The organism is Deefgea sp. CFH1-16 (genome assembly GCF_016881365.1).
Taxonomy (GTDB): Bacteria; Pseudomonadota; Gammaproteobacteria; order Burkholderiales; family Chitinibacteraceae; genus Deefgea.
Genome location: NZ_WLYT01000001.1, coordinates 594,751 through 607,549 on the forward strand (window position 1 = coordinate 594,751; position 12,799 = coordinate 607,549).

At 47.2% G+C, this 12,799-nt stretch carries 13 protein-coding genes and 3 pseudogenes; 10 read left to right on the forward strand and 6 right to left on the reverse strand.

Annotated elements, in window-relative coordinates; all coding sequences use genetic code 11:
• The first annotated feature begins 81 nt into the window (after nucleotides 1-81).
• The 6 genes and pseudogenes from GKO28_RS03140 to ntrC all read left to right on the forward strand — a co-directional run bounded on the left by GKO28_RS03140 (nucleotide 82) and on the right by ntrC (nucleotide 5,080).
• Nucleotides 82-924, forward strand: coding sequence for an MASE1 domain-containing protein (locus tag GKO28_RS03140; protein ID WP_182075328.1), 843 nt, complete (start codon nucleotides 82-84; stop codon nucleotides 922-924).
• Entirely contained in the window at nucleotides 906-1,565 is a 660-nt protein-coding gene (locus tag GKO28_RS03145; protein WP_203563882.1) for a GGDEF domain-containing protein, read from the forward strand. The genes GKO28_RS03140 and GKO28_RS03145 overlap by 19 nt, the downstream gene beginning before the upstream one ends.
• Nucleotides 1,566-1,627: 62 nt before the next feature.
• A complete protein-coding gene (locus GKO28_RS03150) occupies nucleotides 1,628-1,921 on the forward strand; it encodes a SelT/SelW/SelH family protein (RefSeq protein WP_173532027.1) in 294 nt (97 codons plus the stop codon).
• 68 nt (nucleotides 1,922-1,989) lie between these two features.
• A complete protein-coding gene (locus GKO28_RS03155) occupies nucleotides 1,990-2,511 on the forward strand; it encodes a DUF4124 domain-containing protein (RefSeq protein ID WP_282099215.1) in 522 nt (173 codons plus the stop codon).
• A gap of 114 nt (nucleotides 2,512-2,625) precedes the next feature.
• Complete coding sequence (gene glnL, locus GKO28_RS03160) at nucleotides 2,626-3,684, forward strand: nitrogen regulation protein NR(II) (protein WP_173532029.1); 1,059 nt, start codon at nucleotides 2,626-2,628, stop codon at nucleotides 3,682-3,684.
• Nucleotides 3,681-5,080: pseudogene (ntrC, locus tag GKO28_RS03165) on the forward strand (nitrogen regulation protein NR(I)). The gene glnL and the pseudogene ntrC overlap by 4 nt, the downstream one beginning before the upstream one ends.
• Nucleotides 5,081-5,217: 137 nt before the next feature.
• On the opposite strand, the gene GKO28_RS03170 reads toward ntrC, so the two are convergent.
• From GKO28_RS03170 to GKO28_RS03185, 4 genes and pseudogenes are all read right to left on the reverse strand, one after another.
• Nucleotides 5,218-5,517: an STAS domain-containing protein gene (locus GKO28_RS03170; protein WP_173532031.1), complete on the reverse strand. Its 300-nt coding sequence runs from the start codon at nucleotides 5,515-5,517 to the stop codon at nucleotides 5,218-5,220.
• Nucleotides 5,518-5,620: 103 nt separating this feature from the next.
• A complete protein-coding gene (locus GKO28_RS03175) occupies nucleotides 5,621-6,397 on the reverse strand; it encodes a ferredoxin--NADP reductase (RefSeq protein WP_173532032.1) in 777 nt (258 codons plus the stop codon).
• A gap of 127 nt (nucleotides 6,398-6,524) precedes the next feature.
• Nucleotides 6,525-7,466 (reverse strand): annotated as a pseudogene (locus tag GKO28_RS03180) (electron transfer flavoprotein subunit alpha/FixB family protein).
• Nucleotides 7,463-8,209 (reverse strand): electron transfer flavoprotein subunit beta/FixA family protein, encoded by a 747-nt coding sequence (locus tag GKO28_RS03185; protein ID WP_182075331.1) that lies wholly within the window; start codon nucleotides 8,207-8,209, stop codon nucleotides 7,463-7,465. The pseudogene GKO28_RS03180 and the gene GKO28_RS03185 overlap by 4 nt, the downstream one beginning before the upstream one ends.
• A 156-nt stretch (nucleotides 8,210-8,365) precedes the next feature.
• On the opposite strand from GKO28_RS03185, the gene GKO28_RS03190 reads away from it, so the two are divergent.
• Nucleotides 8,366-10,006, forward strand: a complete 1,641-nt coding sequence (locus tag GKO28_RS03190; RefSeq protein ID WP_182075332.1) for an electron transfer flavoprotein-ubiquinone oxidoreductase — start codon at nucleotides 8,366-8,368, stop codon at nucleotides 10,004-10,006.
• A gap of 47 nt (nucleotides 10,007-10,053) precedes the next feature.
• Here the strand turns inward: GKO28_RS03190 and GKO28_RS03195 are convergent, their stop codons facing one another.
• Nucleotides 10,054-10,332 (reverse strand): SemiSWEET transporter, encoded by a 279-nt coding sequence (locus GKO28_RS03195; protein WP_182075333.1) that lies wholly within the window; start codon nucleotides 10,330-10,332, stop codon nucleotides 10,054-10,056.
• Nucleotides 10,333-10,484: 152 nt separating this feature from the next.
• Nucleotides 10,485-11,592: pseudogene (gene asd / locus GKO28_RS03200) on the reverse strand (aspartate-semialdehyde dehydrogenase).
• Nucleotides 11,593-11,788: 196 nt separating this feature from the next.
• On the opposite strand from asd, the gene GKO28_RS22115 reads away from it, so the two are divergent.
• The 3 genes from GKO28_RS22115 (at nucleotide 11,789) to GKO28_RS03210 (ending at nucleotide 12,798) form a co-directional block, all read left to right on the forward strand.
• On the forward strand, nucleotides 11,789-12,109 hold the full coding sequence (locus GKO28_RS22115) for a D-aminoacyl-tRNA deacylase (protein ID WP_307838936.1): 321 nt from the start codon (nucleotides 11,789-11,791) through the stop codon (nucleotides 12,107-12,109).
• The gene (locus GKO28_RS22120; protein WP_307838937.1) at nucleotides 12,039-12,239 is read left to right on the forward strand and encodes a D-aminoacyl-tRNA deacylase; all 201 of its coding nucleotides are present in this window, start codon (nucleotides 12,039-12,041) and stop codon (nucleotides 12,237-12,239) included. The genes GKO28_RS22115 and GKO28_RS22120 overlap by 71 nt, the downstream gene beginning before the upstream one ends.
• A gap of 247 nt (nucleotides 12,240-12,486) precedes the next feature.
• Nucleotides 12,487-12,798: a hypothetical protein gene (locus GKO28_RS03210; protein WP_182075334.1), complete on the forward strand. Its 312-nt coding sequence runs from the start codon at nucleotides 12,487-12,489 to the stop codon at nucleotides 12,796-12,798.
• The last annotated feature ends 1 nt before the right edge of the window (nucleotide 12,799 follow it).

A 12,799-nucleotide genomic window follows, 5' to 3' on the forward strand; every position in this document is an offset into this window, starting at 1 on the left:
GACTTACTATACCCACAACTTTAATACACGCTGACTCAAACTCGTCTCTATACTTATGAAAAACATACCTTATGTATAAAAATGAGCGCTCATACAAAATTCATCACCGCTACCCTATTTTTAGTCAGCTACTTACTTGCTGGCGTGTTATCCATTCAACTCGGGACAATTAATCCTGGCAATATGGGCTTAATTTGGCTGGCCGCAGGGATTGGCTTATTTACCGTTTTGCAATTAGGCCGCACTGGCCTTGTCATCGTTTACGTTGGCAGCTTTGCCATCAATACCCCGTATTTATTTCATGGCCACTGGCAACATCAAGTGGCCAGCATTTTAATCAGCGGCGGTATTTTTGCTGGGATTGACACATTGCAATCCTATTTAGCAGCACGCGCCTATCAAGCCCTAGCCAGCCAATACGGTAACACCATGTGGCGACAACCCACGGTATTACCTAAGATCTGGCTGCGTGTCTGCTTTATTCCCGTTGCAATAACAATGCCATTATTTATTGTATTGCAATTTTATTCGGGTTTGATTTCAAGCAGTTTAGACTCCATATTAATTAGAGGCATGATATTAATGTTGGCGGATTGCTCTGGGCTTATTTTATTTGTCCCACTTTACCCTTATCTTAAATCAGGCAGTCTAATTAAAGAGTTAACAAAATCAATTTACTTCCTCAGCATCATCCCTATCCCAATCATCATCAATTATTTTATTCTAGATAGGACCTTGATTTTATTACTACCACTCATGCTGTATATTGCAGTGCGCTTTAAAATAGCTGCAACCAATGTCTCACTGCTACTCATTACATTAATGTGCATCGGTTTAACCGCAAAAGGCTATGGATTTGTAAACACACAAATATTGTTGTTTCATTATTACAAATCCAAATCTTTGTGTTTTCTATTACATTAGCTTTACAATATTTAGCACAAACGCAAACACAAATTATGTATAACCAAGCTTATTTAGAGCAAGAGGTGAAGTCACGAACTGAAACACTCGCGCAACTCAATCATGAATTAAGCATTCTTGCCACGACGGACGAACTCACCCAACTGAGTAATCGTAGGGAGTGGCAATCCAAAGCTCACGCGAGTTTTTTAAACGCCTTGCGCTATCAAAAAAATCTAAGCTTAATGATGATCGACGTGGATCACTTTAAGAAAATTAATGATCAATATGGGCATTTATTTGGTGATCAGATATTAAAACAAATCGCACAATTATGTATGCTCAATACCCGTGCCACCGATTTAGTCGCTCGCTGGGGTGGCGAAGAGTTTGTGGTTTTACTACCTGAAACCACGCTTGAGCAAGCTAAAATTGTTGCCGAAAAAATAAGGTACGCCATTGCCAGCAACGCATTTTCTCAGACAGACAATCCACAACTCACCACGACAGTGAGTATCGGTTTGTCCAGCCTAGTTGCGCATGATCAATCGTTAGATGACTTACTCTCGCGCGCCGACAATACGATGTATTTGGCTAAAGCCAAGGGTCGCAATTGCATACAAGCGGATACATCTACAATAACGGCTAGCAGTGTGGCCTAAAATTATATTTGCGGATTGCTTAATTGTAGGCAAAATAGCAACTTCACCTTCATCTGATCATCATGAGCTCACTCAAAAAACCGCGAATCACCATACACTATTGCACTCAATGCAGTTGGTTACTGCGCAGTGCATGGCTAGCCCAAGAGTTACTCTCAACTTTTGCTTTTGAATTAGGCGAAGTGGCATTACAACCGGGCACGGGTGGCGTATTTTTAATCCATTGTGATGAGGTTTTAGTCTGGGATAGAAAAATTGAAAACGGTTTTCCAGAAGCTAAAATTTTAAAGCAAAGGATTAGAGATCTGATTGCGCCCGATAAAACCTTAGGACATTCGGATAAAACCAACAATTAAATTCATTTGTATTACATTTCACTGCCCGCTGATTAGGCACAAAGCGCAGGCTGTGATACCTTTCTGATATGCACTCAAAACGACTGATTGGCCTTCTATTTCTCTGCAATATGGCACATGCCGATATCTACAAATATGTAGATAGTAATGGCAATGTGACATTTACTAATTCACCCATTAAAGGTGCGGTACGCATCATGAGTGAATCGCAACCGGTAGCCAACCCAGTTCGGCGTAATAACGAGAGCATTAAATCGCCTCGAGTCGCGATTCCTTCTCCGGTGAATTTCCCTAAAGTGGATGCGGCAACCCAAAAAAGTCGCGATAGTAATCGTAAATTAATTTTAGAAGAAGAGCTCAGCAGTGAGCGCGAGCTCTTGAGCAAAGCTAAAAAGAATTTGCAAGATGCCGACGCTAATCGCTCCGCAGCAGAGCAAACCAATCCTAAACTTTATCTAGAACGCATTGGCCGCCTACGCGAAGCCATTGTGATGCACGAAAAAGAACGTCTCCGCACTGCAAGCCGAGCTAACCCGAGTGCGCTAATGCGCCATAAAAGGCGTAGCAGCACCAATATTGTGCAAAGATGAATCGTTTTCGCCGCTGAACATGCTAAAAAGCTGGCCTAAATTTTGCTTTAGTTCATCCATCTCTGCGCGACAATTCGTCTTTTTTAAATCAGCTGCTATCCGATGGAGCCGCATATGAGCCACCCTACTTTTGCTGGCCTCGATTATCTCGATGCGGCCGTCTTAGCGGTCGATCAGGACGGTTATATTCGCTACGCTAATCCGGCAGCGAATAGTTTATTTAATGTAAAGCCACACGAACAACAATCGTTAATCCATTGTTTTGGTGAGAATTCACCTTTAGTTTTTGCCGCACAAACGGCATTAGAAAAACGCATCTCAATCACTGAGCATGAATTAGTGGTGTTTGGTATTGAGGGCGAAATGTATGTCACGCTCGATGTCACACCCATTGAATCAACCGCGGCGGCAGTATTGCTAGAAATACGGCGCATTGATCAACAACGCCGCATTATTAATGAAGAGCGTCTACAAGCGCAGCAACAAGCCAATCGCGAATTAATTCGTAATTTAGCGCATGAAATTAAAAATCCACTCGGTGGCATTCGTGGTGCAGCCCAGCTATTGGCGCATGAATTACCCGACCCGCAGCTCAAAGAATATACCGACGTGATTGTTGATGAAGTCTCTCGCCTGCAAAGCTTACTTGATCGCCTACTCACGCCGCATCGTTTACCGCAACTCAAAGAGCTCAATATCCATGAGGTGTTAGAGCGTGTACGTAGCCTTGTTTTGGCAGAAACGCCCAATGGCTTGGCGGTAAAACGCGATTACGACACCAGTATTCCAACTTTAATTGCCGATAAAGAGCAATTAATTCAATCCGTGCTCAATATTGTGCGCAATGCCATCCAAGCCATGTCCAATATTGGCGAAGTGATCTTACGCACCCGCATTGCCCGTCAAGTCACACTCAATCGCCAACGCTACCCTTTGGCCTTACGCATCGACATTAGTGATAACGGCCCGGGCATCCCTGAGCATTTGAAAGAAACGCTATTTTATCCGCTGGTTTCTGGCCGCCCCGGCGGCACCGGTATCGGCTTACATTTAGCGCATACCTATATTGCTCAGCATCACGGCGTAATTGAATTTGAAAGCCGAGCAGGACACACCACATTTAGCCTTTTCTTACCCCTTAACGCATGGCAAGACACAGGAAGCACATCATGAAACCAGTTTGGGTGATTGACGACGACAAATCGATTCGCTGGGTGTTTGAAAAAGCACTCAGTCGCGAGCAAATTACCCATACCACCTTTGCTTCTGCTACCGAGGCGCTGATTCGATTACAAACCGAGCGCCCACAAGCAGTGGTGTGTGATATCCGTATGCCCGGCGAATCGGGACTCAGTTTTTTAGAGATGATGACACGCGAATGGCCCGATATTCCGGTGATTATCATGACCGCACATTCCGATTTGGATAGTGCCGTTTCGGCGTTTCAAGGCGGAGCATTTGAATATTTAGCTAAACCATTTGATGTCGACCCTGCGATTGCGCTGATTCGTCGCGCCATGCAAGAGAGTGAAACGCTCAGCCCAAACCACGAAACGGGCTCTGCAGTCCCTGAAATGCTTGGCCAAGCGCCAGCCATGCAAGACGTGTTTCGCGCCATTGGCCGCCTCTCGCACTCGGCCGCAACGGTGATGATTACCGGTGAATCTGGCAGTGGTAAAGAACTTGTTGCCCGTGCACTACATCGGCATAGCCCGCGCGCCAGCAAAACATTTGTCGCCATCAATAGCGCGGCCATCCCTAAAGATTTATTAGAGTCCGAATTATTCGGTCACGAGCGTGGTGCCTTTACTGGGGCCGACGCCAAACGCATTGGCCGCTTTGAACAAGCCGAAGGCGGCACGCTATTTCTTGATGAAATTGGTGACATGCCATTTGATTTACAAACTCGTTTATTACGGGTGCTCTCGGACGGTTTTTTCTACCGCGTTGGTGGTCATCAACCGATTAAGGCCAATGTTCGGGTCATTGCCGCAACGCATCAAGATCTGGAAGATCGGGTCAAAGAAAAATTATTTCGCGAGGACCTTTATCATCGACTCAATGTGATTCGTTTGCGCTTACCGGCACTGCGCGAACGTAAGCAAGACATTCCGCTATTGGCGAAGCATTTTCTCTCGCAGTCGGCACAAAACCTCGGAGTGGAAATCAAACGCCTGAGCGACGCCGCAATGCAGCAGCTGACTCAATATCATTTTCCGGGTAATGTGCGCCAGCTCGAAAACATCTGCCATTGGATTAGCGTGATGGCACCTGGGCAATGCGTTGAAAGCAATGATTTACCGCCAGAATTGCGTGCCGTACCGCAAGTGACTAATCAGCTCGTTGGCGACTGGCAGTCGTCCTTAGCTGCAGAAGTGCAACACCGCTTGCAACGCGGTGACAGCCGAATTTTAGACAGTATGATGCAGGACTTTGAGCGCACCGTGATTGAGCAAGCCTTAGCTCAAACGGGGGTAAACGCATAGAAGCCTCAGAATTACTTGGCTGGGGGCGAAATACCCTCACTAGAAAAATCCAAGAGCTGGGAATCGATGAGCATAGCGCCTAATTTGAAACCCTGCGCAGCCTAAGGGCAGATCAAGCCAATGGTGTGCGTTAGTTAGTAGGCACTCAAATGATGTGCAATAAAAAAGCCCGTGGATTTTTCTCCTCGGGCTTTTTTGCATCATGGCGGTATTGAATGGCTTAACGAATTTCGAAAATTTTACCAAAGTTCGCAATATCGAGCACTGACTTCACTGTGCCTTTACAATTGACCAACGTAATTTTCTTGCCTGCTGCACGCTCATTGAGTAGCAACAACATCCCTAAGGCGGCTGAATCCATATAATCCACTGCCGAAAAATCGATCTCGATATCAGAGAGGCCCGGATGCTGTAAAGCCGAGGTCGTTGCGTGTTTAAACTCACGATGAAATTCAAACGTAAAATTGCCATTCAAAGCTAAGATGGCGCGGTTATTATCAAAGCGTACATTCACTTGCATAGACCTACTCCAAAAACGTTGATGACTGTATGTACAATATAGTCTAGCCAGAGAGAAGACTTATGCAAAGCTTGCAATTAAAAAAAGCCCACCAATCTACAGATTATTTTTCAACGAATGCACGTTCAATCACATAATCACCCGGTTCACCAATTCGTTTAGACACTTTAAAGCCCAATGAGTCGAGTAGATTACAAGTGTCTTCTAGCATTGCAGGGCTACCGCACAGCATGGCGCGATCGGTTTCTGGATTCAGTGGCGGCAAACCGATATCTTCAAACAATTTACCCGAAGTAATTAAATCAGTCAGACGGCCTTGATTACGAAATGGCTCACGCGTCACAGTTGGGTAATAAATTAATTTATTGCGCACTTCTTCACCAAAAAACTCATTATTTGGCAATTCATGTTCAATATAATCCGCATACGCTAATTCGCTTACCGTGCGAACGCCATGAATCAAAATAATTTTATCGAATTTTTCATACGCTTCAGGATCTTTAATCAAGCTCATGAAAGGCGCTAAACCGGTACCGGTACTGAGGTAATACAAATGCTTGCCCGGTTTTAAATCAGACAATACCAAAGTGCCGGTGGGTTTACGGCTCACTAATAATTTATCGCCTTCTTTTAAATGCTGCAGACGCGAAGTCAGCGGACCGTTTTGCACTTTAATGCTAAAAAATTCGAGCTCTTCCTCGTAATTGGCACTGGCAATTGAATAAGCACGCATTAATGGCTTGCCATCCACTTCCAAACCAATCATGACAAACTGGCCATTTTCAAAACGCAGCGATTCATCACGCGTCGTGGTAAAGCTAAATAAAGTATCATTCCAGTGACGAACACTGAGCACTGTTTCATGGGCAAACTTAGACATTTAACTTCCTTCAAAAACAATCACCACACAGGCACACAGACAGAGAAAAAAGCATCGATGTCCAAAAATTGGACCGCTTTATAGTTCTATTTATCTTTGCGCCTCTGCGTTTTTGTGATTCAAATTATTAAGCTTTTAACGCCGCTTCTAACTCAGGAATCACGGTAAATAAATCTGCGACCAAACCATAATCAGCCACTTGGAAAATCGGTGCATCCGCGTCGATATTCACCGCCACAATCACCTTACTGTCCTTAATCCCGCCCACGTGCTGTGCAGCACCCGAAACGCCAAAAGCCATATACAGCTCAGGTGCTACCACGGTACCGGTTTGACCAACTTGGCTATCATTGGGTGCCATGCCAGCATCCACCGCTGCGCGAGTGGCACCGATGGCTGCGCCAAGGACATCAGCCAATGGCGTAAGCGTGGATTTAAAGCCTTCGGCACTACCGAGTGAACGACCACCGCTAATTACCACACGTGCAGTTGCCAGCTCTGGGCGATCAAGCTCAACCAAAATCGCGGCTTACCCATGTGGTTTGTCCTGTCTCGGCCGTTGCTGTCAACGTTTCCAGTGCCGCAGCACCACCGGTCGCGGCAACGGCTTCAAACACCGTTGGACGAATCGTCAAAATCCGTAAACCGGCTGGGGCAACAACGGTGGCATTGATATTGCCAGCGTACATTGGTCGCACAAAGGTCGTGGCATTGATAATTTGAATCACTTCAGACACCATCGCCACATCGAGCAATGCCGCAGCGCGTGGCAATACATTTTTGCCAAAACTCGTCGCCGCAGCGATCAATGCAGAATAATTGGCAGCGAGTTGCACCAATAAAGGAGTGAGGTTTTCTGCCAAACCATGGGCATACGCCGGCCCATCTGCATGCAGTACCTTGCTCAAGCCCTGAATCTTTGTGGCCTCGCTAGCAATACCTGCTACATCATTGCCCGTCACCAATAAATGGACCTCTTCGCCCAATTGATTGGCGGCGCTAATCGCAGAACGCGTAGCGGCTTTTTAATTCCGTGGCTGTCTAATTCAGCAATCACTAAAACGCTCATGGCAACACCTTCTCTGCTCGCAATGCAGCGACCAACTCTGTCACGTTATTTAAAATTTTCCCCGGCTTACGTGCTGGCGGTTCAGCAATTTGCAATACCGTTAACGCTGGAGCGCTGACGGCAAAATCAGCAGCAGGCAAAGTTTCAATCGGTTTTTTCTTCGCCATCATCAATGCAGGTAATTTGATAAAACGAGGTTCATTCAGACGAAGATCAACAGAAATCACCGCAGGCAATTGCAAGGACAAGGTTTCCTGACCGCCATCGATCTCACGCACCACGGTAGCGCGGCCATCAGCGAGCTGGATATTTGAAGCAAACGTCGCTTGCGACCAATTTAATAAGCCGGCCAGCATTTGCGCCGTTTCAGCCGCGTCATCATCAATCGCTTGTTTACCGGTGAGCACCAAATCTGGCGTTTCACGCTGCACGATGGCTTGTAAGTATTTAGCGGCGGTTAAAGGCTGCACCACACTCGGGGTCTCGATCAAAATGGCCCGATCCGCGCCCATTGCCAAAGCGTGACGTAACACATCTTGATTGGCAGCCGTGCCAACCGCCACCACCACCACTTCGCTGGCCACGCCGGCTTCTTTCAAACGAACCGCGCCTTCGACGGCATTTTCGTCAAAAGGATTGATGCTCATTTTTACGTTGCTGAGCTCAACATCCAAACCGTCTTGCGTTGGCCGTGGCCGGATTTGATAATCAACGACCCGTTTAATGCTGACTAAAATTTTCATGGTGCTTCCTGCTTGCTGCGAATTGACCACCATCAACGCGCGCGATTATAGAACAAATGCCATTTTGCAGAAGATTGTATTCGGCGGTAAACTATATGTAAAACACATTATTATTATAAACATATTCGATTTTACAGATATAGAAGCGAGATTGAGATGCAAGAACGCGATGTCATGGAATACGACGTGCTGATTATTGGTGCAGGCCCAGCGGGTTTAAGCTCGGCCATTGCGATAAAGCAGCTCAACCCCGAAATTTCAGTCTGTATTTTAGAAAAAGGTGCGCAAGTGGGCGCGCATATCTTGTCTGGCGCGGTGATTGATCCGATTGCGCTCAATCAGCTGATTCCCGATTGGCAACAACGCGCGCCGCAATTGGCGACCGCAGTCAGCCAAGACGAATTCTTTTTACTCGATGAAGATACCGGCATTAAGATTCCACAAATCTTACTGCCACCTCAATTACACAATGATGGCTGTTTTATCGTTAAGCTGGGCGAAGTCTGTGCTTGGCTTGCCAGCGAAGCTGAAAACCTTGGCGTTGAAATTTATCCCGGCTTTGCCGCTGCCGAAGTATTGTACGACGACGCAGGCGCCGTCATGGGCGTGGCCGTTGGCGATATGGGCATCAATAAATTAGGCCAACATAAAGCCGATTACGCGCTAGGCATGGCGATTCACGCCAAATACACGCTGTTTTGCGAAGGCGCGCGCGGCTCACTCGCTGGCGATTTAGAAAACAAATTTGCTTTACGTCAAGACGCCGATCCGCAGCATTTTGGTCTTGGCGTCAAAGAAGTATGGCAAGTTAAACCCGAACAGCATCACCTCGGCTTAGTGCAACACGCCCAAGGTTGGCCACTCGACAACAGCACCAGCGGTGGCGCGTTTATTTATCATTTGCCTGATCATCTGGTAGCGATTGGTTATGTAGTGCACTTGAATTACCAAAACCCAACGCTATCACCGTTCGAAGAGTTACAACGCTTTAAAACCCATCCAAAAATTCGTGGCACTTTTGCTGGCGCCAAACGCATTGCTTACGGCGCGCGTGCGATTGCCGAAGGTGGGCTGCAATCCTTACCTAAAATGACCTTCCCTGGCGGGATTTTGCTTGGCTGCTCAGCGGGATTACTCAATTTCCCACGCATTAAAGGCACGCATAATGCGATGCTGTCAGGCATGTTAGCCGCACCCGCTATCGTAGAGGCCATTGCCAGCGATCGGCAGCGCGATGAACTGCTTGCTTTTAATAGCGCCTTTGCACAATCAAGTATTTGGCAAGAACTACAACAAGTGCGCAATATCAAGCCGGCGATCTCTAAACTCGGTACTTTGGCGGGCACGATGTATGCCGGTGCAGAGCTTTGGCTATCTAAGTTAGGGATCAATACCCCTTGGACATTACGCCATAGCACGCCCGATAATGCCACGCTCAAACGCCTTAACAGCGTTGCAGCGATTCATTACCCCAAACCCGATGGCGTACTGACGTTCAATAAGCTCGATTCTTTAATGCTGGCCAATGTCTCGCACGATCACGATCAACCCAGCCATTTACAATTACGCGATACCTTAATCCCGATTACCGTCAATCTGGCCCAGTATGGCTCACCAGAAAGCCATTACTGCCCTGCTGGCGTGTATGAAATTATTCAGCACCACGACGCTCCGGCCTTGCAAATCAATGCGCAAAATTGCTTGCATTGTAAAACCTGCGACATCAAAGACCCACAGCAAAACATCCACTGGGTGCCACCCGAAGGTGGCGGTGGACCGCTCTATACGGGCATGTAGTATTTTAATGTGGCTCATATTGAATATGAGCCACATTGAAATACCCATCATTTAGGTTTTTTATTATTACGTAAATCAAAATAAATCTTCATCACCAACACCGCCCCCGCCAGTGCCAAAGTCACTGAATTGGCCAAAATCAACGGCCAATCACCGAGCATAAAGCCATACACCAGCCATAAACTCACCCCAGTAACAAAAATCAAATACATGCCTAAGGAAATGTCTTTCGCCGAACGGCTACGCCAAACCTGCCAGACTTGCGGCACAAAAGCGATCGTGGTGCATAGCGCTGCGGACATGCCAATTAAACTCAATATATTCATCGCTCAATACTCATTCATTGGGTCGGCAAAGTCAGCAACAAGTCGTCATCACAGTACGCCTCGCAACTGCACATCAATAAACCGACACACACTCGGCCGACAGCTCATAAAAAAACGGCGCTCTGCGCGCCGTTATCTTGAAAAACTAAACCTTATTTCGCCAGCAAAATCCGCAACATGCGGCGCAGTGGCTCAGCAGCGCCCCAAAGTAATTGGTCACCAATCACAAATGCGCTGATGTATTCTGGGCCCATATTCAGTTTACGCACACGGCCAACACCAATATCGAGCTTGCCGGTGATTTGCGCTGGGATCAGCTCTTTTACGGTCACTTCGCGATCGTTCGGCACCCATTTCACCCAATCGTTACCCGACTTGATGATGGATTCGATTTCAGCCAGTGGCAGATCTTTTTTCAGTTTGATGGTCAATGCCAAGCTATGGCAACGCATCGCACCAATCCGTACACACAAACCATCGACTGGAATTGTGGTGTCAGAGCCGAGGATTTTGTTCACTTCGGCTTGGCCTTTCCATTCTTCTTTGGATTGGCCGTTGTCGAGTTGCTTGTCGATCCACGGGATCAGACCACCAGCGAGTGGCGCACCAAAAAATTCAGTCGGTACGTCGTTTGAAATGGTGTGTGCGACTTTTTTGTCGATGTCTAAAATCGCTGAAGCTGGCGTTGCCAACTCATCGGCTACGGCGTTGTATACCACGCCCATGCCTTTAAGCAATTCGCGCATGTGGTTCGCGCCGCCGCCGGATGCCGCTTGATACGTCATTGACGATACCCAGTCGACCAAACCGGCTTTAAATAAACCGCCCATACCCATCAACATGATCGAGTTGGTACAGTTGCCGCCGATGTAGTTTTTTACGCCACGGGCCAAAGCGCCTTGGATCACATCGTCATTCACCGGATCGAGCACGATGACGGCATTGTCTTCCATCCGCAAGGTAGAAGCGGCGTCAATCCAGTAGCCTTCCCAGCCGCTAGCACGCAGTTTTGGGAAAACTTCGGTGGTGTAGTCGCCGCCTTGGCAAGAAATAATCACGTCCATTGCGGCCAATTGGGCAATATCGTTTGGCGTCTTGCAAGGTGCCAGCGTCTTTACCAAAATTAGGGGCAGCTTGGCCTGCTTGCGACGTTGTAAAGAAAACCGGATCGATCACATCGAAATCTTTTTCTTCTTGCATGCGTTGCATCAGAACCGAACCCACCATACCGCGCCAACCGACTAGACCCACCCGTTTCATGATTACATCCTTTAGCGACAACAATTAATTAATTCGAGTCTTAGATATTAGTGAAATTCCGTATGCCTGACTAGCCAGCAAAGCCAATTAAGCGCGCTTTTACCCAATTTAAATGTTTCCAAACGTACCTTCACGCTGCAGCATGCCCAGCCAATCGGCGTTAAAATTAGGCTTTTTGCGATCAAAGAGGACTCCGGTGCGCGTTTTAATTCAAAGAGTCAAACAAGCTCAAGTCGATGTTGGCCACGAAACCATCGGCCAAATCAATGCCGGTTTATTGCTGTTGGTTGGCGTTGGTCATGAAGATGCGGCGGCAGATATCCAATGGCTGGTGAATAAAATCGCCAATTTACGGCTATTTAATGATGAAAACGGCGTGATGAATTTATCCATCCTCGATGTGGGGGCGGACGTTTTGGCGGTCAGCCAATTTACGCTGTTTGGCAATGTCAAAAAAAGGCAATCGACCCAGCTGGGGCGAGGCCGCACCCGGGCCAATCAGTCAGCCATTATTTGATGAATTCATTCACCAGCTCAGCCTCAAACTGGCCAAGCCCGTGGCGACGGGGCGATTTGGTGCTGATATGCAGGTGGCTTTAATCAATGACGGCCCAATCACTTTGTTGATTGATAGCAAAGCGCCCTAAATAAGGCTTTACCCGTACTTGACCGAAACAACATGCCAAGTGCAAAATGACCTTAGCGCCGATTTGAAACCCAGCTTGCGGGCGCTTTATAAATACTCGCTAAAGCGTGCAAAACCCACTGCACGTGGGTTTTTTGTTTTTTGCGCCAATTAATCGACAAATTGCGGGGCGCGTTCGAAATGCCGCTAAAGCGTCGGTGATTCAACCAAAAAACAGAATCACCGGCGAGTTTCTTAGGAGCTTGCCCATGTATGATTGTTTAGAAGCAACCACGATAAGCCCCCCAGCACCAACGGGATTACGCAAAAACCGCCGCCTTAACCTTGACAGGTATCGCGAGCACCACTGCTTACAGCTTCGCGCCGCGCCCTATACCGGCCCGCATTCCTTAATTCGGGCGTTTGCCGCGGCTCAAAGCTTACACCTACCAACGCATAATTTACCCGATGGTAGTTTATTGATTTTGGATTTGCTTTGCACTGAAGCCTTATTGTTTCAACGCCGCTTTCCTGATTTATTGGCCATTTATGAGCCTGCACGCCCCATTCCCAAAGGATAGC